The sequence below is a fragment of the Dyadobacter sp. CY347 genome, assembly GCF_021502655.1.
Taxonomy (GTDB): domain Bacteria; phylum Bacteroidota; class Bacteroidia; order Cytophagales; family Spirosomataceae; genus Dyadobacter.
Window position 1 is genome coordinate 108,615 of sequence record NZ_JAKFFT010000004.1, and the last position, 23,884, is coordinate 132,498.

Here is a 23,884-nt window from a genome sequence, read left to right on the forward strand (position 1 = left end):
TGTTATCTCAAAGATCTTAATGTCAGCTGAATATCCGCTTAATTATAACCTTCATTCTGAACCAGCTTTTTGTTCACATCGATTTCACGTTGCGGGATCGGGAAAATGAGCCTCGGTGAGTTGTAAGGGATCGTGCCGATGTTTTGCTTGTTACGTTTCGCGTCGTGCAGTGCCAAACCTTCAAATGCAAGTTCCAGGTGACGTTCTTTCAGGATCGATGGCAATGTTACTGCGGTAGCAGCTTTCAGGCCCGCTCTCACGCGAATGCGGTTCATGTCAGCCAACGGCGTCGCGCCTACAACCGTTCCGAGGCGGAAGTTAGCTTCGGCACGCGTCAGATACATTTCGCCCAGACGGAACTGCAACACGTTGCCCAGGTTGTCCAGGTGCTTTTGCGTGTAAGTATTGTTTGGCGTCAGAAAGAATGCACCACGCTTATCCCCGGCTTCGTATAGAGCTCTGTGTTTAGCCAGGATACGGATGTCGCCGCGACCGCCTGTTCCCGGAATGTCATCAATCGTTGTCCCGAAGAATGTGTTCAGGTCGTTCGTTCCATCCTGCGAGGTTACGATAATAGAGAAAATGTATTCTCTCGGATTGGCACCGCCATTGTTGATAAATGTATAAAACAATGATTCAAATGTGCTGTTGAGGCTGTATGCTCCCGATTCAATTACAGCATTAGCCTCTGCACGTGCCTGGGCAAAGTTGCTTTGTTGCAGGTAAACGCGTGAAAGCTGGGCCGAAGCAGCATATTTGTTAGCGTAAATGGTGTTGGTTTCCGGCAGTAGCGATTTCGCAGCATTAAGGTCTTCCAAAACTTGTGCATACACTTCTGCAACCGAGTTACGGGCGAGCTTATTCTCGTCCGTAACCACACGGGTTGGTTCCAGCACCAGCGGAACGCCCAGGTTTGCTGCGTTATCACCATCGCCCCAGGTTTTGGCGTATAACCTCACCAGGTCGAAATAAACGGATCCGCGAATAAATCTTGCCTCACCCTCAATGCGGGCACGTTTCTCTTCATCCACAATGTCCAATGCAGACAAAACGTTGTTGCAGCGGTTTATTGCCACATATGAATCACGCCAGGTCAATTCAGCCGCCAGGTTGACTGTCGTCAGCTGCTTTTCCGAGATCTCGAGCATATTTTGAAATGTTCCGCCGAAAGCGATTTCATCATTATTCCCGAGAAGCTCAGACGAATACTGAAATGCGCCACCATAAACATCCACATCCTGGATTGCATCATAGCAGCCGATGAGCGTAACTTCTACGTCCTTTGACGTGCTCAATGCGTCCGTTTCGTCAATGCTCTGGGTTGGATCAACATCCAGCTTACTATTACAGGCACTCGTAAAAAACAATCCCGTAGCCAGCGCTACACTATATATGAAGATTTTCTTTTTCATGATTTTTCAATTTAATGACCGGAAATACGATTAGAAGCCGATGTTCACGCCGAACAGTATCGTCCGTGGCTGCGGAGCTGTGTAAAAGTCGTTTCCAAGCGCAAATTTCAAGTCCCTTTCGGAAATGTCATCGGTATTAACTTCCGGATCCCATCCTTTGTAATTGGTAAATGTTGCCAGGTTCATAGCAGAAACATACAGGCGCACACGGTCCATTTTCAGGCGGTTCGTTACACTGGATGGCAGGTTATAGCCCAATGTCATGGATCTCAAACGCAGATATGAACCGTCATAAATGTAGCGTGAGGAAGCCTGGTTACCATTTCCTTTGTAAAAACGTGCTTCCGGAATGTCAGTGTCTGGATTCTCGGCAGTCCATGCATCGAGCTGGTCGGCTGTCTGGTTGTCCTCATAAATACCATTGGCAGAAGAATACTGGCCTACACCGTAGAAGTTGATCTTGTTCCCGGCAACACCATTGAAGAATACATTCAGGTCAAATCCTTTGAAGGAGAATGTATTCGTGATCCCGCCAACGAATTTTGGGTTTGGATTTCCTGCAACTACACGGCGCGCGCTGTTGTAGTTCGAGACAGTGGATCTGTCAATTACCCCATTTTCCTCCGTATTTTTATAAAAGAGCGCATCCCCGTTGGCTCTGTCGACTCCTGCATATTCAACAGTGTAAAACACACCCACCGGCTGACCTTCCATCACGCGGCTCATGCTGCGGATACCGCCTTCGATAATTTGTCCCTGGATGTCGGTAACCTTGTTTTTGTTGTTAGCAATGTTGAGCGAAGTATTCCATTTGAACTTACCGACAATGTTTTGGGTGTTTAAAACAAATTCAACTCCCTTGTTTTCAAGCTTACCAACATTATCCACCCGTACAGCGAAACCCGAAGTAGCAGGCACATTGACTTCGAGCAACAAACCATTGGTTTTCTTCACATAGTAATCAATTTCACCATTGATACGGTTGTTAAATAATCCAAAATCAAGACCGAAATCTGCCTGATTCGTGGTTTCCCATTTCAAGTTAGGGTTAGCAAGCTGAGATGGGCGCTGACCGGCAGCACCTGCATAACCCGCATCTCCCGCGAACAGTCCCAGCTGCGGAAAGTCGCCTATTTCAGAGTTTCCTGTTGTTCCATAGCTTCCCCTCAGTTTAAGAAAGCTCAGCGTAGTGTTGTTTTTCAGGAAAGATTCCTCTGTCAAAACCCAGCCGGCGGATACGGAAGGGAAAAATCCGTAGCGGGAGTTGGCACCAAATCTGGAAGATCCGTCAATACGCGCGCTGGCAGCAAACAAATATTTTTCCGAAAATTTGTAGTTCAAACGCAGGAAATAAGAAAGGAAACGGTAATTGGTCTCGCTGGAACTTCCGTCCGACTTGGTAGCAGCACTGGCGATTTTCTTGTAAGAATTGGAAGGGAATTGCGTTCCGGCAGTCGAGCTTATCTTTGTTTGTGATTGCTGATACGACATCCCCAGCGTTGCATTTAATGCATGCACACCAAAGGTTTTATCGAAGCTCAGAAAGTTGTTGGTATTATAGTTCGTTACAAATGTTCCAAAGTTCTCTCCCAAGCCATTTGTCGCCTGATCGATATTCCGGATGTTCTGGCTTTGATAATAGCTTTCTTCATTCTGGTTTAACAAGTCAATACCCAACTCACTGCGGAATTTCAGCGCAGGCAAAAGGTTGATCTGCGCATAAGCATTGGTCAGGTTACGGAACGAGGTCGCCGTAAAGCTCGCATAATTGATCGAGATCATTGGATTGAAATACAGAGGCAGGTTCACATCCCCGGGAGGTGTTCCAATAGGCAGGCCCGTTTCCGGATCTGTAAATGGCGTCAAGGGCGTTAATGCGGCCATTTGCAGCGGATTGGAGAATGAGTTATCTCCCGGCAAGCGCTTGTTTACTGTTCTCGCCAAACCCATCGATAATCCGATCTGCAACCAGTTATATGCCTGATGATCCAGGTTCATGCGGGTCGAAAGCCTGTCCAGCTCATTGCCGATAATAGTCCCTTTTTGATCCAAATATTGACCCGAAAGAAAAAATTTCGTTTTCTCGCTGCCACCATTTAGCTGAAAGTCAAGCTGTTGCATAGCACCTTTATTGAATGCCTGATCCTGCCAGGGATAATCCTTTTGCTGAGGTGTGTTGGCCGTTCCCAAACTGTAATAATCCAGGCGGTCCAGGAAATACGCCGTGCTTGATTCGGGATCGCTAGGCTCAATTTCATCAATGCGGTCACTGTTTAATGCAGCAGCAGTGTAGAACTTCACGTATTGTTCTGCATTCAAAAAATTCACACGTCGTGTGGCCTCAGAGGTTCCAAGCTGGTAATTGATGCTGACATTCGTTTTTCCGGCCTTACCACGTTTTGTTGTGATCAAAACAACCCCGTTTGCAGCACGGGAACCATATATAGCACCCGCAGAAGCGTCTTTCAGGATTTCAATAGACTCAATGTCATTTGAATTGATATCAGACAATGGGTTCGTCGCTCCGCCATCGCTGTTGCTCTGGTCGGAAGTTGTGATAGGCATCCCATCCACCACATAAAGCGGCTGGCTACTTGCGCTGATAGAAGAATTTCCGCGGATACGCACATTGATCGCCTGTCCCAGCTTTCCCGATCCACTATTGACATAAACGCCAGCCGCGCGGCCTTGCAAGGCAGCATCCACACTCGCAACAGGCATATTTTGAATTTCCGTTCCTTTCACCTGGGCAATGTTTCCGGTAAGGTCACGCTTGATCTGCGATCCAAAACCTGTTACCACCACCTCACTCAGACTACGCGTATCACTCGACATTTTTACGTCAATAACGCTCTGGCTTCCAACAGTCACTTCCTGGGCCGTCATACCCACAAAGCTGAAAATAAGGACAGATGTTGATGAAGGAGCACTGATGCTGTAATTCCCGTCGGCGTCCGTCTGCGTCCCAACCGTAGAACCCTTGACTTGCACAGTGGCGCCTGGCAACGGAGATGAGTCATTATCCGTTGTAACTTTTCCAGTGACTTGAACACTCTGCCCATAGGCGGAGATCCATGTGCTAAGCAAGCAAAACATTGCTAATAGCAGAACTTTTTTCATAATTGCTAGATTTGGTTAATTCAAAATTCACTAAAACAAATATATTGTTTTCGGCCTGATAACAAAATTTTGTAAAAGCCATTCCAGGAGTAATGTTTACAATGCATGGAGGCACACAGCGCCGACACTAGCATTGTGCACATGGTAATAATCTTGCGCTGTGGAACGGAGTATGTTTCGGAGTAGAGGCTACAAATATAAAAATTATAATATTCCTACCAATACTTGCCGTGCGTCCGCGAAAAAATTACTCCTCTCCAGAAAATCCGGAGGTGGTTGAAAATGGATGGAATCAGACCGAAATGTTTGTGTAAAACTTTAAACCGGTCGATCAGGGAGCGGCGGTGATTTTGAATGGAAACTCCGCCTATGAGATAGCGGCAAAGAGGAGATTTTATATAGTATGGACTGCCGGATTTTTTCAAACATTCAATTTCCCAGTCAATGTCTGCGCTGAGATTGTCAATGTCATATGTAGGGGCAATGGACCTTTTCGCAATAAATGCCTGGTGGCAAACTTTCATCCCTAACGCAAAGTCCTGCCATTTCAGATCGTTTGGCAGCGAATGTGGCGTAAATTCACTTCGCAAACCCACTTCATCGCCATTTTCACGAACGAGCATGGCATCGCTGTAATAAACATCCGCATCTGACTCAAATGCTGAAAATAGGGTTTTCAAGACATTAGGGTCGAAAATTTCATCGCCAGCATTCAAAAACCAAACATATTTTCCCCGGGCAAGCGCAAGCCCTTTGTTCATCGCATCGTACAGACCACGGTCGGGTTCTGAAACTATTTTTGATATAAACGGATATCGTTCAGCGATTTGCAGCGTGTTGTCTTTGGATTTTCCGTCGATAATCAGGTATTCCACAGCTTCCCGATTGGTAATGTTGTTCAGCGCATGTTGGGCACTTTGAAGGGTGCGTTCGAGAAACTGTTCAGCGTTGTACGTGATCGTGATGATCGTGAGCAGCGGGGAGTTATTCATGCGCGAGCAGTTCCTGATATAATTGTTGATATTGAGCTGCTACAATGGTTTCGCTGTAAGTTTCCAGGACTTTTGCACGCGCTCTTTCGGGTAATCCGGCATTGTGTCCATTATTCAAAACCCACTCAATTCCTTCCGCAAGTGACTGCGCCGAGCCTTGCAATGCAATGTATCCATTTGTCTGGTGGTCAATCATTTCAGGGATTCCGCCTGTTGCAAATCCCACAGCAGGCGTTCCGCAGGACATGGCTTCCATAATGGTGTTAGGCAAATTGTCTTCCAGAGAAGGCACCACGATCATATCAGCAGCATTATAGGCTTCGGCCATAGCATTCGGATCTGAAATTTTCCCTAAATAATGCACCGGAACAGGAAACGAAGCCATCATTTCCGGATTAGCCTTTCCGAGGACCAATATTTCAATTTCGTTGGCCAGCAAGCCTGTTTTTTCCAAACCCTGTTTGAAAAAAGTAAAACCTTTCCGTGGATCAGCAATGTTTGCACCCGCAAAAAGGATGAGCTTTTTTGATTCGGGCAGGTTGAGTTTTCCTCTTATGGTAAGCTTATCATACGGCCTGAAGAGTTCAGTATCAATGCAATTAGGAATGTTGAGCGATCTGATTTGCTGTGTCAATGCTGCTCTTTTTACCAGATCATTCAGCCATTGGCTTGGAGAAACCAGTGCCATTTGTGCATTCTTATAAATGGACTGTTTTCTTTCAAATTGCTGAAACGAAATGTCGTATGCGTCTGGTTTAGCAAGATATGGGCAATAATGGCAATGCGTAAGGAAATTTTCGCAGCCGCGACTGTAATGACATCCGCCTGTAAACGTCCACATATCGTGTAACGTCCAAACAATTGGTTTTCCCAGTGAAAAAAGCTGATCCAATGAATCCAGGGACAAAAACCCGAAGTTAATCCAGTGTAAATGAATGATATCAGCTTCCTGAACCCAGCGATTTGTGCTAATGTCGGCCCCGATTTCAGCCGGGGAAAAGGCAAATCGCACGGATGCGTTCTTCTCTTGTGGATAAAAATAAAGCCGTTCGCCAACAAACCGGGCCCAGGCCAGTTTGGATTGCAGTGCTGTGTTTGAAAGTCCGGCAACCCCGGGCTCTTCGGCCGACAGATTCGGCACCAATAACCTCGATTCAGCCCCTGATTTCAACAATGCCCGGTGCAATCGCGTGGCCGCCACTCCTGCTCCTCCTTCCAGGTGAAAATTACTGAGGTGAAGCACCATTGACTGCGATCGTTGATTGGAAATTTTAAGAATTGAATGCCCTGCGATTCTGAAAGGGTAAAATTAAATAGTTCTGTGGTTAAATAAATTTTATGCTTAAAAGTATCTTTATCAAAAAATAGTAATCAAGGTAAAATGTCTACGGAAAAGCAGAGCCATGAGGCGCATTCGGGTTGGTATGAGGTGCAGTATGCTACTCAGGAGGCAAAAGATAAGGCTATTGAGAACTGGGAATACGATGAGCAGCACAAAACGATCAATCACTGGATCCATCGCCGGCAACTCGAACTGACGACACCTTTTACTTCGGAAAAAAAATCCTGGCTAACCATTGGCGATGGGTACGGTTTCGACGCCAACTATTTTTTCCGCCAGGGCCTGGATACAACTGCAACGGACATTTCAGGCACATTTCTGCCATTGTCGCAAGCCAGGGGCTTTTTTGATCATTATTCTATTGAGAATGTTGAGAAGCTAAGCTTTGCTGATGATTCTTACGATTATATTTTTTGCAAAGAGGCGTATCACCATTTTCCGCGGCCGTATCTGGGCGTTTATGAAATGTTACGCGTAGCTAGAGAAGCCATTATCCTCGTAGAGCCACACGATCCCATTTCTAAAATGCCGTTTTTATTAGCATTAAGGAACATTTTCGATCGTTTTGACACCAAACTTTTGCAGAAATATTGGAAGAACCGCTATTCGTTTGAGGAAGTTGGAAATTACGTTTTCAAGCTTTCGGAGCGGGAAATGGATAAACTGGCGAACGGAATGGGCCTGCCGGCCGTCGCATTCAAAGGCATCAACAACAACTATTACCATCCATCCTACGCCAAAGACAAAGCCGACGATTCGTCCCCCGCGTTCCGCAAAATCAAACGGAAACTGGCATTGCACAACTTCCTGACCAAATTCTCGCTCATGCCCTCACAAGTTCTATGCGCCGTAATTTTCAAGAAGTTACCCTCACAAAAAGTAATGGAAGCGATGGAGAGAGAAGGTTTCCAAGTGCACATCTTTCCACCGAACCCTTATGCGAGGTAGGTTAACTACTCAGCCTCTTCTCGATTAAAACCTATTAAAGCTCTCCGGCGGCCGTCTGGACTGATCAAAAAATTCAATGCATCGTTTACATCACTGAATTTGACATTCATTTCTTTCTCTAAGCTGTCAAGCCTATCGGTGATATCTTTATAGTCTACGTGATATTGCCTTATCATCACAAATGCCCGCATGATCATAATATTCATCTGAACAGCTTTTTCGCTTCGCAACACACTCGACAACATAGCAACGCCTTGTTCGGTGAATGCAAACGGCAAATATCTATTGCCTCCAAAACTTGAGGTCACAATTTGTGACCTCAAGTTTTCCAGTTCTTCACTGGTCAGTTCGAACATAAAGTCCGGTGGAAATCGGGAAAGATTTCGTCTGACCGCTTGCTTCAACGCTTTATTCTCAACCTGATATAATGCGGCAAGATCAGAGTCAAGCAAGACCCTTTGTCCGCGTATCGAAAGAACTTTACTTTGGATGAGTGATATTTCCATATGCATACAATTGTTTTTTAGTCATTGTATACATTACGCGGGCCTTCAGGATTGGTCACGAAAAAAACCGAAAAATTTTCTGATGCTTTTTATAAAACTTGAGATCACAAATTGTGATCTCAAGTTTTCAGCGAAAATTCTAACCATTTTGATCAGCCTCACTTGCGCCAGCCGAAAACATTCAGCTGCAAATCCATTATGTCATTGCCTCGGTAGCGGTGATTTGTGAAGGGTTTTAGACGGTGCTGGTTGGTGTCGATGTAGTAGCGGAAGCCGTTTTCTTCGAAGATTTGGATGATTTCGGCTAGCCCTTGCGGATTGCCGATGTACGAGTGGAATTCTACGAAGAGGTTTTGAACGTGGCCGAGCGCGTTGCGGCAGTCATTGAGGACTTCTTTTTCAGCACCTTCTATGTCGATTTTGAGAAAATCTATATGGCTTTCTGCTAATAGGAAGTCTTTTAGGCGGATCGAGGCGATTTTTTTCTTTTCTGCATTGGAATAAATAGAAGAAGAATCCGCTGATTCGCTCCCAAACCAAATGCCCTGATCATCCTGCCAAACGGCCTTATCAACGATTCGGACATCGCTAATGTTGTTATTTCTGAGATTGCTTTGAAGCAATGCGGCAATTTCAGGCTCTGCTTCAAACGCCGTGATGCGCGCTTTTGGAAACAGCTTTTTGAAATACAAAACACTCATCCCAACATTGGCACCGCAATCGAAAATGACAGGCTCAGGGTTTTTTGATTCAAAAAAGTAAAATTCATCAGCAAAAATCTCCTTATGCTGCCAGAGAAATGACATTGTATCAGGCACCGTCAGTTTGAAATTCCCAAACTCAACCTGCGTACGCGTATGTCTGCGACTGTTGCCATATTTTAACAGCAAACCCATAAACTCACGGTTTGTCGAGTTCCGCAAGGCGTTAAAAGGTTCTTTCAGTAAATAGCGCAGCCAGTACATATAATTTCTGTTTCGTCAGATCCGGTATTTGATCCGGTTCTTGATCTTTAATGCGAGCGGAAGTTTGTAATAATCCGCAAATGCTTGAATGACTTGATGGTCGGGCGTAATGTTTGGATCAATCCGGATTTTGCTGTCGCTCATTTCTGAACCATAGTAACCCGTTTTGAACGTGAAATTCGTCCCGCTGCCGTCTGTGCCAATGTTCCTGATCTTCGAATGCACCGGATAAACGCCGTATGCATCGTTCAAAAACTGGCTGTAAGTCCAGCGGATCGCCCAGGAATCGATCACTTTTCGTTGCTGCTTTACCAGCATGGGCCAAAGATCTTCACCGCCCGATTTGAATTGATCTCTTTTATTTCTGTCCTTTTCCAGCTCCGGGAGTGCAGTAACGTTCCAGTCTGCCTTATTCCACTTGCTTAACCATGTTCCCCAGCCCCACGAGCTCGCGCGCGGTGCGAGGTAAAGATCCGCTTTATAATGTGCTGGGAAAGAGATCGGTGGGCCGTAAGCGGTTACTGAAAATATGTCTTTCCGAGACTCATAGGCGGTTAATGCCTCATTCATGAAAACCAAAAAATCCGGTGCACAGAGCATGTCATCTTCCAGCACGATCACTTTTCCGAACCCATTCAGCACTTCGGTCACACCTTTGATAACAGAGGCTGCAAGGCCGTGATTTGTCTCGGATTGAATGATCTTAATGCTTTGAAAACCACTGATTGAGGCTAAATAACTCCTTACTTCTGCAATTAATAGCTCGTCCGACTGGTTCCTAGGCCCGTCTGAATAAATGATCAGCTCGCTTTCCTTTGCCAGCATATTCTGTTGCAGCGCCTGAATCGTTTGCCGTAAATGTGCAGGCCGATTAAAGCAAAACAAAACGATAGGGGCAAGGCTGGCGGGCAAACTCATTAGCTTTTAAAAGCATCGATTATCAAAGATGTATAACCCAGTTTCCCGCCTGCATTGCGGCTGTCGTGGTCGGCCGAGCGCCTGATCATGCCATCTTCGGGTTTCCAGGGCGACTTATGAAACTGGCCTTCTTCGTCAAAATATTCAAGGGGTTTGACGGTAAAGCCAACATTTTCAAGCGATTGCGACATGATCTGATAATTATAAAGCAACTTATGATCATCTGCCCCGTTTCCGGTGCCGCCGGGCTTCACATAATTAATGTATTCTTCGCTCGGATTGAAACCATCCGGAACTGCAACGCGCAGAAAACCACCGGGTTTGAGATAAGTATGGCAATGTTTGAATGCAAGCTGTCCCTCTTCAAGTGTCAAATGTTCCCAAACGTGCTCGGCCAGGATTTTGTCAATTGAATTTTCGGTAAAATATTTTTTCCAATCGCTTTCTTTCAACAGGTTAAGCGTCTCAATATCAGAGTGAATCCAGCCTTTGTAAAGTGAATACATGGAACCGACTACCATATTAACCGGTTTGGCCGGATCATACGTTGTCAATTGATATAGACTATATGGCTGTTTGAGAACGCCTGCAATGATTTTTTCCTTTAACGACATCAGAAATGGATCTGTTTTAATGCTTCAAAGATAGCGGTCTCTTATTTTATCCTCAGAATAGTTGTCTTAATTAATTTCCAGCCACTTCCGAAGCCCACTGAAATGTCCTCCGATACATTCCAGAGCAGGATTCCGCCCCCAAAAATCACTGTTACAATAACCGAACGGGCCAGAATGATCATTACGGTGGAAATCAGGTCATCAGATTCGGGAAACGGCATGTAGTGAGCGACCAGGTAGGCAACAGTCCCCAACAATATTACCTTGAATGTTCCCAGTGTAAAGGGTTGTATACCAAGTTTTTGTCTGATGAAAAACAGTTTGACAAAATTATAAACGACCGTAGAAAACAGCGCCGCCGCAGCTGCCCCATTGAAGCCGTATCGCGGGATCAGGAACTGGCTGCTGAATAAAATCAGGATCGTGAAAAACAACATGAAAACAATGTCGTAGCGATAATATTTTGAGTTGGTCAGGATTTCCGTGTTCAGCCCCGTCATCATATCTGCGATGCGTGAAATGCCGACCATTAACACCACCCATTTGCCTTGCGAGTAAATTTCTGATTTTGGAATAATACCAAAAATAGCATCAATGTTGGTCCATATCCCCAGGAATAGGAATGAGCCGATAATGAAGAGGTTAAGGGAGGATTTTTTATAGATGGTATCAATGTGCGCAATGTCGTTCCGCGTATATGCTTCTGAAATAATGGGCGCGCTGATCATGACAATGGCATTCCTGGGAATTGAAATCACTAATGCAATGCGCGAGGCAATGTCAAAAATCGCAGTGCTGCCTAAGCCCCCTTTGAATGCAGGTAACAGGACTTTTTCAATATGCGGCAGCAATGCGGCACTGGCTCCGCCCAGCAAAACCCAAAGTCCGTAACGATACATTTCCTTAAACGCCGGATGCTTTACAAAACCAAAATCCAGCCTGGTATAAAGGCGTTTTTGGAAGTGCAGATAGATCAGCATGGCAGCGATGGCGAGTCCGTAGCTTAGCACGGTGAGGTTCACCATCGTGTCGAAAGTGATGATTTTGTAACCAAACATAATCACCACCGCGCTGTTGAACAGCCGCAATCCAACCTCGCGGATCAGCGATGGGACCGCAATGCGCAGATTAATTCGGGAATAAGATTCCAACGCCAGCAGATAAACCATTCCGACGGTCAGCGGGATAAAAACGTAGTAATACTTGACCAGCATCGGAGAATGGTCAAGGTAAAATTTGAGGTAAAGGGGCTTGAAAAGCAGATATAGCGCCACAAAAGCCGCCAGGCCTACGAGCGGGGTAATGATAATAAATGTAAAAAGCTGCCTTCGGGACTCGTGGTCCTGGAACCGGCTGTGAAAGCGCACGGCAACGGACGGAACGCCCAAGAGGGCAAAAGACATATAAATAACAGGGAAAGTCAGCAGGGTGGAAGCGTACAAACCCAATTGTTCCTGGGTCAGAAACTGGTTGTAGAGGATCAGGATGTTGAAAATGCCGATGACAACCCCAACGTAAGAAACGATTGAACTTTTAAAACCCTGACGTACAATTATCCCCATGAAGGTGCAATGATTAACTAGGCGAAATTAAGACAAAAACCAGAAGATAGCCTAACCGTGCCGGCCGATTAGTTCCTCCCAATGTTTATGATAACTTTGCTTCCTTAATTAAACACACTATTTCTTGAAAGTGATCAATATCGTTGGGGCACGCCCCAATTTTATGAAAGTTGCTCCGCTACACCGCGCTTTCGTCCGTTACCGGGACATTCAATCCCTGATCGTCCACACCGGCCAGCATTATGATTTCCGGATGTCCGGGATCTTTTTTGAACAGCTTCAACTTCCCGAACCGGATTATTTTCTGGGCGTCAGCAATGGTTCGCACGCGCAGCAAACGGCGGCGATCATGGTGGAATTTGAAAGAGTGATTTTGATTGAAAAACCTGATCTGGTGCTGGTCGTGGGTGATGTTAATTCTACGCTGGCATGTGCATTAGTGGCTGTAAAAATGCACATTCCGGTCGTTCACGTGGAGGCCGGGCTGAGGAGTGGCGACAGGAAAATGCCCGAAGAAATTAACCGCATTCTGACCGATGCCATTACTGATCAGCTTTTTGTGACGGAAAAATCGGCGATGTTCAATCTCTTGAACGAAAACATTTCGCACGAAAAAATACATTTTGTTGGCAATGTAATGATTGATTCGCTGCTGCATTGCTTGAATCAAATTGTTAAAAATGTTGGCTCGAACGACGAATCTGAAAAGCAAAGGAATTACATATTATTAACCATGCACAGGCCAGCCAATGTGGATAATGCGGCTGTATTGCGTGAAGTGTTGGTTATGATCCAAAGATTGGCAACATCAAACTGCATCATTTTTCCGGTTCACCCCAGAACATTGAAAAACTTCGAAAAGCAAGGGTTACTGGATGATTTGAAGGAAATCAAAAACCTGGAAATGACCGAACCGCAGGGTTATCGTGAATTTTTGACGTTCATTAAAAATGCATCGCTGGTCATCACGGATTCCGGCGGCATTCAGGAGGAAACGACATTTTTACAAGTTCCTTGCATTACATTAAGAGAAAGCACCGAGCGGCCGGTCACGGTTGAGGTGGGCACAAATTATTTACTGCCAGACTGGAATGCAGAATCCGTTGCTCAATTGGCCAATAGCATGATGGAAGGGCATTGTAAAAGAGGCCGGATCCCGGCATTATGGGATGGTTGCGCCGCAGATCGCATCGTGACAATTCTGCGAGAAAAGTACATTAATTCGTACGTTTGTGCGGATAAGCGTCAACCGTCGGATTTGTAATGATTAAAAAAATAAAAAATAACACCTGGGATTTACTCAATGGAATCGGTCTGGGTGGGAGTGTGCAGCTTTTTCTGGATGGTGCGTTGAAGCAATACGGCTGGTTTAGGAGTTTTCATACCAAACAATCCGTTGACGCCAATGGTGACCCGCTACCCTGGTACACTTATCCATTTATATTATTTCTAAGACCCCGTTTGAAGCCCGAATTCGTTGTTTTTGAATATGGTTCAGGTAATTCCACCCGCTGGTATGGTACCCGTGTGAAGCAAATCACGGCTGTTGAACACGATGCAGAATGGATCAAACTGATCAGGCCAAAACTTCCAAGCAATGCAAAAGTGATCGAAAAACCCTTAGGTGATGCTTACATTCAGGCGGTTAAGGATGCTGGCGAACGCTATAACATTATCATCGTAGACGGACGCAACCGGGTGAAATGCGCCAATTTTGCGGTGGATTATCTGACAAATGATGGCGTCTTGATCCTGGATAATTCCGAACGTGAATGGTATCTGAAAGCGAAGGAATACCTGAAAGAAAGAGGTTTCAGGAGATTGGATTTCATAGGCATGGCACCGATCGTGGGCATTGAGACTTGCACTAGCGTGTTTTACCGGGATGGAAATTGTCTCGGCATCTGATCAGCGGAAATTTATTTCGTAAGTCATTTTTAAACATTCCTGTCCTCCGATATTTCTTTTAAACCGGCCAAGCGACGGCTTATAGACTCCGTTTTCATCCAGCGAAATCCCAAGATCCAGCATCCTGATTTTCTCCCGCTGACAATATTGGTAAACACAATCCATTAACATGACAACGGGACTATAAACACGGTATTCCGGCAAATCTCCGCTCAAAAAATTATAAAGTATCTGGTCATTAACGCGCACTGTCATGGTAAGGGCAAGGATTTTTTTCCGTTCAAAAACCCCGAAAATCTGACATTCTTCGGGGAATCTTTGTCTTAATTTTTCGATCTGAGATAAGGTTAACGGCATCCGATAACCCTTACTGTCACGACATTGAGTTAAAAATTCATGAACGATTACGGATGGAATCTCGGATGCTAGCCTTGCATAAAACGCCGCCAAAACCGATTTTCTAAGCCGTCTTTTTTCAGCCGGTTTGATGTGAGCAATGAAGTCATTGTCATCCACAAAAATACAGCTGTTAACGCAGGCCTCAACGAGGGCAAATCCAGTATTAAGGTAAATTTTTTGCAGTAAAACCTGTTGTTCAGGTTCATAGAAAAATGGAGCAGTTTTGATCGTCAACTTGATACCCGAGCGATCATGAATCCAATCTTTGATACAATTTATAAAAAAGATAAGCTCATTTTCATGGCAATCGTCGGCGCACTGAATACCGCCAAACGGAGCGCAAGCAGGTGAGAACCAGGTTGTATCAGACGTTTCTGCACAGTGAAAAATCGCAATGGTGCACTGTGGATTGCGGCGGAGCAGGTGAAATGCATATACATGACCGGTAGTTTGGGTTGACAAATGTTCCGGCGTCAGATATAGAAAGGTGGGGAAAGACGGGGCCGTAGAAAAATGACTTTTTCCGTCAGAGAGACAAACTTCCAGTTTATCTGTTTTCTTTAAATAATGTGTGTTGTGAAAAATAACCTAAAAGATGACCGACCTAATAATCGTATGTAACTTACAGTTTACTTTACGGTAGACTGTTTAAGGACAATTTTATTCAAATTTGTGAAAAATTGAGATACTAATTTGATATTTTTTATGTTTAATACAATGCTGATTGCTATTTTTGTTGATTCTCCGGTTCGTACAGACTGGCACCTGCATTTTTTAATTAATTGGACTTAAACCCGTACATGAAACACATACTTATTGCCGAAGATCATGCAGTAGTGAGAATAGGCACCAAACACCTCCTCAAATCACTGATACCGGACTCTACCATTTCGGACGTCGACGATTTTGACAAGATACTTCAGGAAATTGAGGTAAAATCATACGACCTTCTGATTCTGGATATCAACATTCCAGGTGGCAATACAACGAAGATGGTTGAAACCATTCGTCAAAAATCGCCCGGGATCAGGATATTGATGTTTTCGAGCTATGACGAACAACAGTACGGTCTGATGTATCTCCAAGCCGGTGCGGATGGTTATCTATCCAAAGACGCGCCTGAGGAAGAGTTTAAAACAGCCGTAATGAGCGTTCTGAACAATAAAAAATACATGAGCGAAGATATGCAGCAAATGAATATCAACAGGCTCATCAATCCGAGAGAGTTCCTTCCTGATCCGATCGTGAGTCTTTCGCCAAGGGAAACGGACGTAATGAATCTGCTGAAAGAAGGATTAGGAACCGCCAAAATAGCCGAAAAGCTCAACCTACAGCTCTCGACCGTTAGTACTTACAAAGCAAGAATTTTTGAGAAATTGGGCGTCAAAAATATCGTAGAACTGATCACGAAGATCAAGTAATCTTAGAAAGAAAAGCATTCGAACCCTGCACTTGGCTGTGTGGGGTTTTTTTGTGGGGTTTGGGGTAAGGTATGATTGACCTTCTAATAATTCAGGTCCACCTTCAAATAAATGGTTTATGCATTGCAGTCTTAGTTAAGTGAAATTTGGTTTAGGCCATTGACATGCCTTATTCAATCCAATTTTCACCGTTACCAAGATCAAAATGCGAAAATATTACAAGTCAGTTCCTTTTTTTCTGCTTGCCTTCGCCGCTTGTTTTGATGTTTATGTAAAAACGACCAGGGATTACGCTGTGCCCAAGTCGGCTACTAACTTACCACTGGTCAAGCCCGTATTCAGCAAAAAGCTGGAAAAGGAGATAGAACCAAGCCTTTTAGGGAATATTCAGCAAAATCTTGCAAAGCGCGAATACCACATTACCTACGACAGTCGGAAACAATCCCTGCAGAGCCCGAACAGGAAACAAAACCTGAGAGCTTATTTCAAGCCAGGACATTTCACGATTCAAAACCGGGTCGATTCCCTGGATCACAATTTCAAATTAGAGCTCATAACTGCCGACATATACGCAAACGGGCAAAAGTTGTTCGGCCCGCAGGCTAATGCCGTTCCAGAAAAAGCGGATAATAAGCTGAAAATCAAACATCAGCATTTTACCGAGGAGTATATCAATGACGAGGAAGGAATCCGGCAAAATTTCATCATTCACAAGGCGCCGGTTGATACTAAAATCTTGGAAGTTCATGTGACAGCCAAAGGACTGAAAGTAAAGGATCTCGCACGAAACGAGCTTGCTTTTTATACGGAACATGAGGATGGATCAAAGACGAAAGAGCTTACTTACAGCGATTTAAGATGCTGGGACGCAAATGGCAAGGAACTCTTAGCATCTCTATCTCACAAAGATCAAAACATACTGTTATCAGTCGATGTTACAGGCGCGGCATATCCGGTCACAATCGACCCGATCGTTATAAATGGCAATCCGGGTAATGCGAATGCAATCATTCAGAATAATCAAGACTATGCAAATCTAGGCTGGTCGGTCGCAAGCGCTGGAGATGTGAATGGGGATGGATTCAGCGACGTGATAGTAAGCGCTGTTCAAGAAGACAGTGACAATTCGTCTCCCCCAGCAAATGACGGTCAGGTTTTCATTCACTATGGAGGAGGGCTTGGTATAAATCCGATTGTGAGCCAGCCTCCCACCTTACTAACAGAGGACGAGGACCAGAACATTGGATATGGCTGGTCTGTCGCAAGTGTGGGTGATGTGAATGGCGATGGATTCAGTGATGTGATTGTGGGAGATCCAAATTCTAACTACAACGGATCTGGTAATGGCGCTGCATTTATCTATTACGGTGGTAATCTGCATCTTACACCTGTTGCTGCCACCGTACTTACATGCAATGCCGCTAACGCGAATTTCGGCTTTTCTGTGGCTACTGCTGGTGATATTAATAATGATGGTTATAGCGATGTCATCATTGGTTCTCCCAATAGTGGGCAGGCTTATGTTTATCATGGTTCGGCAACTGGGGTTGATAATGTACCTGAGATCGTGTTGCAGGATATTCCGCAAGATCAAACGTTTGGATGGTGCGTCGCCAGTGCAGGTGATGTGAATGCAGATGGATTCAGTGATGTGATTATCGGTGCGCATGAATATGATCACGGGCAGACAAATGAAGGGGTTGCATTCATCTACCATGGATCGGCCGCTGGTCTGACGGCTCAGTACGACGCCCTTCTGGAAATTGATGAGTCATCTGCATATTTTGGCCGGTCAGTTGCAAGTGCCGGTGATGTGAACGGCGACGGTTTTAGCGATGTCGTCATTGGTGCACCATACTACGACAAAGGCGCCCAGAATACAGATGATGGAGCGGCTTTCATATATCATGGCTCAGCATCCGGAATCAATAATGCTGTCTCTGTTAAAATCACAGGTGAAAAACCAGGAGCATGGATGGGACAAGCGGTTGCCGGTGCGGGAGATGTGAACGGCGATGGGTATAGCGACGTAATAATCGGAGAACCCGGATATTCCGGAAAAATAAACGAAGGCGCTGCACTGGTCTTTCCAGGGTCAGCTTCCGGCATTAGCTCAACATCCATTTCAAACATCAGGAGCGAACAAAGCAATTCCCATTTAGGGTGGTCGGTAAGCAGCGCAGGAGATGTAAATGGAGACGGGTTTAGTGATATTATAACTGGTGCTCCTTTTTATGACAGTCCTGAAACAAATGAAGGTGCTGCATTTATTTATCATGGCTCCGCGGCCGGGCTAAATTACATTTCAAGTGCTACATTACAATCTAACCAGAATGGCAGTCAGATGGGGTATTCTGTTTCAAGCGCGGGCGATGTTAATGGCGATGGCTTTGCTGATGTGATCGTTGGTGCACCTTATTTTGATAAAGGTGAGACCAACGAAGGCGCTGCGTTTCTCTATTACGGTTCTGCAACTGGAATCTCAGTAAATGGTTTTGTCACGATAGAAGGCAATCAAGCAGAGGCAAACTTTGGATTTTCGGTAGCCGGTGCTGGCGATATTAACGGCGATGGTTATGCTGATGTTCTTGTGGGCGCCCCTATGTTTGATGATGCGCAAACCAATACGGGAAGAATCTTCGTTTTTCACGGATCACCTGGTGGACTCAGCCAGCAAGCTGCTGCAACTTTGACTTTTAATCAACTGGGATGTCGGTTCGGACACGCCTCTGCCAGTGCCGGAGATATTAATGGGGATGGGTTTAGCGACATCATTGTTGGCGCTCCCGGATATGATAATATTCAAAATGAAGAAGGCGCGGCTTTCATTTACTATGGCTCATCCTCCGGAATTACGGATAATGCCACGATTTTTGAAAGTAACAAAGCCAACGCCTTCATGGGAGGATCAGTGTCGGGTGCCGGGGATTTGAATGGAGATGGTTATAGCGATGTCATTGCTGGTGCGCACTTTTACAATGATGGACAGGTTTTGGAAGGTGCGGCTTTCATTTATTATGGCTCACAATCCGGCGCTGATCCGCAGACCTCAGACATATTGCAGGTCGACGAAGCACAGGCGGCGTTGGGCGTTTCCGTTTCATGCGCTGGTGATGTCAATGGAGATGGATTTAGCGATGTCATCGTTGGTGCAGATCATTACATTTCCAATAATCTGATGCAAGGGGCGGCCTTTATTTTCCACGGCGCAGCAGCCGGTATTGATCCGGTTTATAAAACAAAACTGCTTGGTAATCAGGCTTCCGCCCTTATGGGTTACGCTGTTTCCGGTGCCGGTGATGTGAATGGAGATGGTTATGCGGACGTAGTTGTGGGAGCGCCTCAATATAATGGAGGTCAGGCCAAAGAAGGCGCCTTGTTTGTCTATCACGGTTCTTCTGTCGGCATTAACCCCGTAGCAGCGTTCAGAATTGAGAAAAATCAGGGGATGACGCAACTGGGTTTTGCGGTTGCCAGCGCAGGGGATGTAAATGGCGACGGTTATAGCGATGTCATTGCCGGCGCTCCTTTTGATGCAGCAAATGTGAATGTGGGCGAAGCGTACACCTTTCATGGAAACCAGGGAACCGGTACGAAAAATAATATCCTACTATATAACGTGGATTTAAGCACAATCCTGGATCATAATAATATATCAGAAAATAGTTTCGGCGTCGGCTTTTTCGAAAAATCATTTCTGGGAAGAAACAGAGGTAAGCTTGTCTGGGAAACAGCGAAAGAAGGGGAGGCATTTTCCACACCAGTGCTATTTCCTTCAATAGCTGGCAGCACCGAATTTACCGGACAACAAAACGGTTACATCAGCACCGGACAAGCGCCAATTGAATACAAAAATGCAATTGCGAAAACTGGAAAAGCTACAAAGGTCCGCGTGAGGATCAAATATGACCCGGTTCTTGCAATTACCGGCCAGGTTTATGGCCCTTGGCATTATTCTTCTACTTCAATGCTGAATGGTGGTGCAGTGTTGCCCGTTGAGTTAGTTGATTTTCAGGCTGTAAGGTCGGAGCATGTGGTCGAGCTTGAGTGGGTAACGTCTTCGGAAATAAATAGCAGGCATTTTGAAATTCAGCGCAGTTCCAATGCAAAGACTTGGCAGACCATTGGTCTTGTAAATGCTTCAACTTCTTCAAATGCTGAAATCAGCTATCAATTTACAGATGGTAGCCCGCAAGGCGGCGACAATCATTACAGGCTTAAAATGGTTGATCACGATGGTACATTTGCCATAAGCAGGATCCGGGTTGTAAAATTTGAAGCAGGCAGTATGCAGGCAGAAGTGAAAGTTTTCCCAAATCCAGTGTTCGAAAAGCTGTTTATACAAGCAAATAATGGAGACAATGTTGCCAATGTACAATTACTCACTATGGAAGGCAAAACAATATATAAAACATCAAGTTTGACAACAGAGATTGACGTAAGAGGTTTAGCAACAGGGATGTACCTTTTACGGATCATTTATTCCAATGGCGCAGAAACTTCCCACCAAGTGGCAATCAGTAAGTAAAGAGCTATCAAAACTTCGTAGAAACGGCCTCAATTTTGAGGGCGTTTTGCTTCTTTCCCGTACGTTTGCTAAAACATCAATGAAAAACACGCATGCGCAAGTTGCGGATTGAAGAAATGGGCCGGTTGACGGTTGAGGAATTTAAGGAATCAGAGAAATTTCCTTTTGTTATTGTGCTGGACAACATTAGGAGTATGGCAAACATTGGCTCTTTTTTTAGGACGGCAGATGCTTTTCGGGCACGCAAGATTATACTATGCGGTTATACCCAAAGTCCCCCGCACAGAGAGATCACCAAAAGCGCTATAGGCGCGGAATTGTCCGTGAATTGGGAAAAGAATGATAGTGCAGAAGATGCGGTGAGGCAGTTGAAGGCGGAGGGTTATGAAGTTTGGTGTGTAGAGCAGGCTGAGGGCAGTGTTATGTTGCAAAACTTCGTTCCGGATAGTGAGAAACCGTGCGCGTTTGTATTTGGAAATGAAGTGGAAGGCGTTGCGGATAATGTGATTGCGGCCGCAGACGGCTGCATTGAAATCCCGCAATTTGGGACAAAGCATTCCTTTAATGTGTCCGTATCGGCTGGAATCGTGCTCTGGGAATTTGTCAGCAAAAAGATAACACAAATATAATATGAGATATTTGGTGTTTATCGCTTATAAAGCATTAATTGCAGGTTATAAATGCATTGATATATCCTCACGTTCACATCCTGTTTGCTAGTTCAACCGGATGCAAACTTTACTAGTATTTAAAACTACATTATGAAATCTGCTACAAAAAAATTATCGACCGAAATTGCAGAAACGCTTTCCGGCAAAATCGCTGCAGTTTCTGCAGGTTCCAAGCAAATAAAAAAGTCAATCGAAAAGGCGGCTGAAAAACTGGCTAAGAAAGTAGCGAAGTTTGAGAAAGAGACGGCTAAAAAGCAAGCCAAGGACGCTAAGAATGAGGAGAAAAAGCTGAAATCGAAAGACAAGGGGAAAAAAGAAGGCAAAAAAGAAAAGGCGGCTAAGGTTGCTGCGCTTGTTGCCGCGGCGTCAACAAAAGCTGCTGTGGCTGCTCCCGCCAAGCCTGTTGCTCTAAAAGCGACAGCTGGTAAGCCAGCCATAGGCCGCACTGCTGCGCGACCTGCCACGAATTCCCCTTCGGAAACTGAAAATCCAGTTGTAGAAACACCAGCTCAATAAAATACATTGAAAAGAAAGACGAGACAGCACCCCAAAGTGCTGTCTTTCTGCTTTTAGCCCCGGTCGATTATTCCAATCGTTGCCAATAACCTTCCGGTAAAACCATTTTCCAGCCGGTAGGAAAAGTAATCTTCGTTGTTGAGCACCGTAGAGAAAGGAGAAATTTCGATATTTTGTTCGCGCAGGCCGGATGTTACCAGCTGGTGCCGGTTAGCTGCTTTCAAATCCACAAAATATTTTTGCTTAACAGCATCAAAGCGCTTATATTTTTCATCAAAATGTTCGGAAACGTCTTCACCGACTTCAAAAGAACATTCATCAATGCAGGTTCCAATGTAAGCCAAGCAATTTTCAGGAACCGACCCAAACTCGTTTTGCAGCATAGCAACGGTTTTGGCCACAATGCGTTTCACAGTTCCGCGCCAGCCTGCATGAATGGCCGCCACGCTTTTGCTAACCGGATCAAATATCAGGATAGGTGTGCAATCGGCTATGGTTACGGCCAACTGAATGTTCGGTTTGTTGGTAATCAGCGCATCGTAGCCATCGAACCGGCCTGGATTTTGAACATTCAAAATTTTATCGTCATGCACCTGATGCGACTTGGCAACCGTTTCGAACGGAACATTCAATGCATTGAAAAATAGAATGTTGTTTTCCAAAACGTCTGCTGGATCGTCCTGCGAACCGCCCAGGTTTAATGTTGCATACGGCGCCTTGCTTACGCCGCCGTGCCTGGTGCTTTCGGCCGCGACAAGTCCGGGAAACCCGGAAAATATATCAGGAGCCCTGAAAAGTGGCTTGGTAATGTTGGTTTCTGTTGAAGACATTGAACAAAATGGTCGTGATCAAACTTTCACAAAGGTAGATTATAGGAAATTAATGTCGGTTAACGGAATTTATTTCATCGGGTTATAAGTTTTGTGTCTGTACTGACGAGCTGGCAGCAGTGACAATCCTTCCCGGAAATTTCGCGATTCGGGTAAAACGGGAATAAAAAATTAAATTTGCAGCCTGATGTGCATCAATTGACTAATGAATATGATAAAAGTGAGTGTGTGTGTTGTCACTTACAACCACGAAAAGTTTGTAGCGCAAATGCTGGATTCGATTTTAATGCAGCAGACTACATTTCCTTTTGAAATAGTTGTGGGGGATGATTGCTCCAAGGATAATACGGCCGCTATATTAAAGGATTACCAGCAAAGGTTTCCCGATAAGATCAGGCTTTTGCTGCATCCGAAAAATATGGGGCTTAATGGAAAATTTAATGCACTTGCTACATTCGCAGCCGCCAAAGGGGAATATATAGCGCAATTCGACGGCGACGATTATCTGATTTCTCCGCATAAGCTTCAAAAACAGGTTGAAATGATGGACGCAAATCCGCATTATTCAGCTTGTTACCATAACGCCCGCGTGATTTTTGACGACAATGCCGCGCCGCCTTATCTCGTAAATACACTTTCGAAACCAGAAGTAACTGTGGAGGATTTGGTAGGGGAGGACGAGCTTTGTTTCATAGCGACTTCCAGCTTAATGTTCCGTAGAGAAGATTTCGCAAAACATCCTGATCCTGAATGGACTAACCTTTCGACCAGCGGCGATATTCCGAGAAATATCATGTTCGCAACCCGCGGCCCGATCGGCTATATCGACGAAGTAATGTCGGTTTACAGGAAAAACAGGGGAGGAGCAAGCTTCGCAGACAACCATTACGGCGCCGATTTTCTTTTCAACCGTATTCAGCTTTATTCCAACATTAACAAAGAGCTGGATTATAAATACGATGATAAGTTGAAGAAAAACATTGCTACTTACTATTATAAGTTGCTGTTTTCCAGGGAATATGGCAAAACTTACTGGCCAAGATTGAAGTATGCCCTTAAATATCTGTCAGATGGAGATCCTTCACCCGAACGGAGGAAAGAAGTGATCCGCGACTTTGTCATACCACCGGCATTCATGAAAATGTACAGCTTTTTTGCTTTGAGCCTTTATAATATTAAGTCAAAAGCAAAAGCATAGCCATAAAAAAAGGGATCGTAAGATCCCTTTTTCG

19 protein-coding genes are annotated in these 23,884 nt (G+C 44.9%); 8 read left to right on the plus strand and 11 right to left on the minus strand.

The genetic code is table 11. The features are described 5' to 3' along the window. Window positions 1–38: 38 nt before the first annotated feature. The 4 genes from L0659_RS08635 to L0659_RS08650 form a co-directional block, all read right to left on the minus strand. A complete protein-coding gene (locus tag L0659_RS08635; RefSeq protein ID WP_235125448.1) occupies window positions 39–1,412 on the minus strand; it encodes a RagB/SusD family nutrient uptake outer membrane protein in 1,374 nt (457 codons plus the stop codon). A 30-nt stretch (window positions 1,413–1,442) separates the two neighbouring features. Continuing rightward, on the minus strand, window positions 1,443–4,532 hold the full coding sequence (locus L0659_RS08640) for a TonB-dependent receptor (RefSeq protein WP_235125449.1): 3,090 nt from the start codon (window positions 4,530–4,532) through the stop codon (window positions 1,443–1,445). A 215-nt stretch (window positions 4,533–4,747) separates the two neighbouring features. Further along, on the minus strand, window positions 4,748–5,524 hold the full coding sequence (locus tag L0659_RS08645) for a glycosyltransferase family 2 protein (protein WP_235125450.1): 777 nt from the start codon (window positions 5,522–5,524) through the stop codon (window positions 4,748–4,750). Continuing rightward, window positions 5,517–6,770, minus strand: coding sequence for a glycosyltransferase family 4 protein (locus L0659_RS08650; RefSeq protein WP_235125451.1), 1,254 nt, complete (start codon window positions 6,768–6,770; stop codon window positions 5,517–5,519). Before L0659_RS08650 ends, L0659_RS08645 begins: the two co-directional genes overlap by 8 nt. Before the next feature lie 135 nt (window positions 6,771–6,905). Between L0659_RS08650 and L0659_RS08655 the strand changes: the two genes are divergently transcribed. After that, window positions 6,906–7,814, plus strand: a complete 909-nt coding sequence (locus L0659_RS08655) for a class I SAM-dependent methyltransferase (RefSeq protein WP_235125452.1) — start codon at window positions 6,906–6,908, stop codon at window positions 7,812–7,814. A gap of 5 nt (window positions 7,815–7,819) precedes the next feature. Here the strand turns inward: L0659_RS08655 and L0659_RS08660 are convergent, their stop codons facing one another. From L0659_RS08660 to L0659_RS08680, 5 genes are all read right to left on the minus strand, one after another. Next, window positions 7,820–8,320, minus strand: coding sequence for an ORF6N domain-containing protein (locus L0659_RS08660; RefSeq protein WP_235125453.1), 501 nt, complete (start codon window positions 8,318–8,320; stop codon window positions 7,820–7,822). 158 nt (window positions 8,321–8,478) lie between these two features. Beyond that, entirely contained in the window at window positions 8,479–9,216 is a 738-nt protein-coding gene (locus L0659_RS08665) for an FkbM family methyltransferase (RefSeq protein WP_310590691.1), read from the minus strand. 84 nt (window positions 9,217–9,300) lie between these two features. Beyond that, window positions 9,301–10,203, minus strand: coding sequence for a glycosyltransferase (locus L0659_RS08670; protein ID WP_235125455.1), 903 nt, complete (start codon window positions 10,201–10,203; stop codon window positions 9,301–9,303). Continuing rightward, window positions 10,203–10,817 (minus strand): methyltransferase domain-containing protein, encoded by a 615-nt coding sequence (locus L0659_RS08675; protein WP_235125456.1) that lies wholly within the window; start codon window positions 10,815–10,817, stop codon window positions 10,203–10,205. Before L0659_RS08675 ends, L0659_RS08670 begins: the two co-directional genes overlap by 1 nt. A 41-nt stretch (window positions 10,818–10,858) precedes the next feature. Continuing rightward, window positions 10,859–12,379 carry a lipopolysaccharide biosynthesis protein gene (locus tag L0659_RS08680; RefSeq protein ID WP_235125457.1) on the minus strand — a complete coding sequence of 507 codons (1,521 nt, stop codon included), beginning with the start codon at window positions 12,377–12,379 and terminating at the stop codon, window positions 10,859–10,861. Window positions 12,380–12,509: 130 nt separating this feature from the next. On the opposite strand from L0659_RS08680, the gene wecB reads away from it, so the two are divergent. Together wecB and L0659_RS08690 are read left to right on the plus strand one after the other, a co-directional pair. Continuing rightward, on the plus strand, window positions 12,510–13,643 hold the full coding sequence (gene wecB, locus L0659_RS08685) for a non-hydrolyzing UDP-N-acetylglucosamine 2-epimerase (protein WP_310590706.1): 1,134 nt from the start codon (window positions 12,510–12,512) through the stop codon (window positions 13,641–13,643). Continuing rightward, on the plus strand, window positions 13,643–14,287 hold the full coding sequence (locus L0659_RS08690) for an FkbM family methyltransferase (protein WP_235125459.1): 645 nt from the start codon (window positions 13,643–13,645) through the stop codon (window positions 14,285–14,287). Before wecB ends, L0659_RS08690 begins: the two co-directional genes overlap by 1 nt. On the opposite strand, the gene L0659_RS08695 is transcribed toward L0659_RS08690, so the two are convergent. Next, complete coding sequence (locus tag L0659_RS08695) at window positions 14,288–15,148, minus strand: GNAT family N-acetyltransferase (RefSeq protein WP_235125460.1); 861 nt, start codon at window positions 15,146–15,148, stop codon at window positions 14,288–14,290. It abuts the gene before it with no gap. Window positions 15,149–15,486: 338 nt separating this feature from the next. Here L0659_RS08695 and L0659_RS08700 point away from each other — a divergent pair, with 338 nt between their 5' ends. The 4 genes from L0659_RS08700 to L0659_RS08715 all read left to right on the plus strand — a co-directional run bounded on the left by L0659_RS08700 (window position 15,487) and on the right by L0659_RS08715 (window position 21,822). Beyond that, on the plus strand, window positions 15,487–16,107 hold the full coding sequence (locus tag L0659_RS08700; protein WP_233795532.1) for a response regulator transcription factor: 621 nt from the start codon (window positions 15,487–15,489) through the stop codon (window positions 16,105–16,107). Between the two features lie 205 nt (window positions 16,108–16,312). Continuing rightward, complete coding sequence (locus tag L0659_RS08705) at window positions 16,313–20,635, plus strand: FG-GAP-like repeat-containing protein (RefSeq protein ID WP_235125461.1); 4,323 nt, start codon at window positions 16,313–16,315, stop codon at window positions 20,633–20,635. A gap of 92 nt (window positions 20,636–20,727) precedes the next feature. After that, window positions 20,728–21,264 (plus strand): RNA methyltransferase, encoded by a 537-nt coding sequence (locus L0659_RS08710; RefSeq protein WP_235125462.1) that lies wholly within the window; start codon window positions 20,728–20,730, stop codon window positions 21,262–21,264. Window positions 21,265–21,396: 132 nt separating this feature from the next. Then, window positions 21,397–21,822 carry a histone H1/H5 family protein, HCT subfamily gene (locus tag L0659_RS08715; protein ID WP_235125463.1) on the plus strand — a complete coding sequence of 142 codons (426 nt, stop codon included), beginning with the start codon at window positions 21,397–21,399 and terminating at the stop codon, window positions 21,820–21,822. Window positions 21,823–21,875: 53 nt separating this feature from the next. On the opposite strand, the gene pgeF is transcribed toward L0659_RS08715, so the two are convergent. Further along, window positions 21,876–22,652 carry a peptidoglycan editing factor PgeF gene (pgeF, locus tag L0659_RS08720; protein WP_235125464.1) on the minus strand — a complete coding sequence of 259 codons (777 nt, stop codon included), beginning with the start codon at window positions 22,650–22,652 and terminating at the stop codon, window positions 21,876–21,878. Window positions 22,653–22,863: 211 nt separating this feature from the next. Between pgeF and L0659_RS08725 the strand changes: the two genes are divergently transcribed. Continuing rightward, a complete protein-coding gene (locus L0659_RS08725; protein ID WP_235125465.1) occupies window positions 22,864–23,850 on the plus strand; it encodes a glycosyltransferase family 2 protein in 987 nt (328 codons plus the stop codon). Window positions 23,851–23,884: the final 34 nt, after the last annotated feature.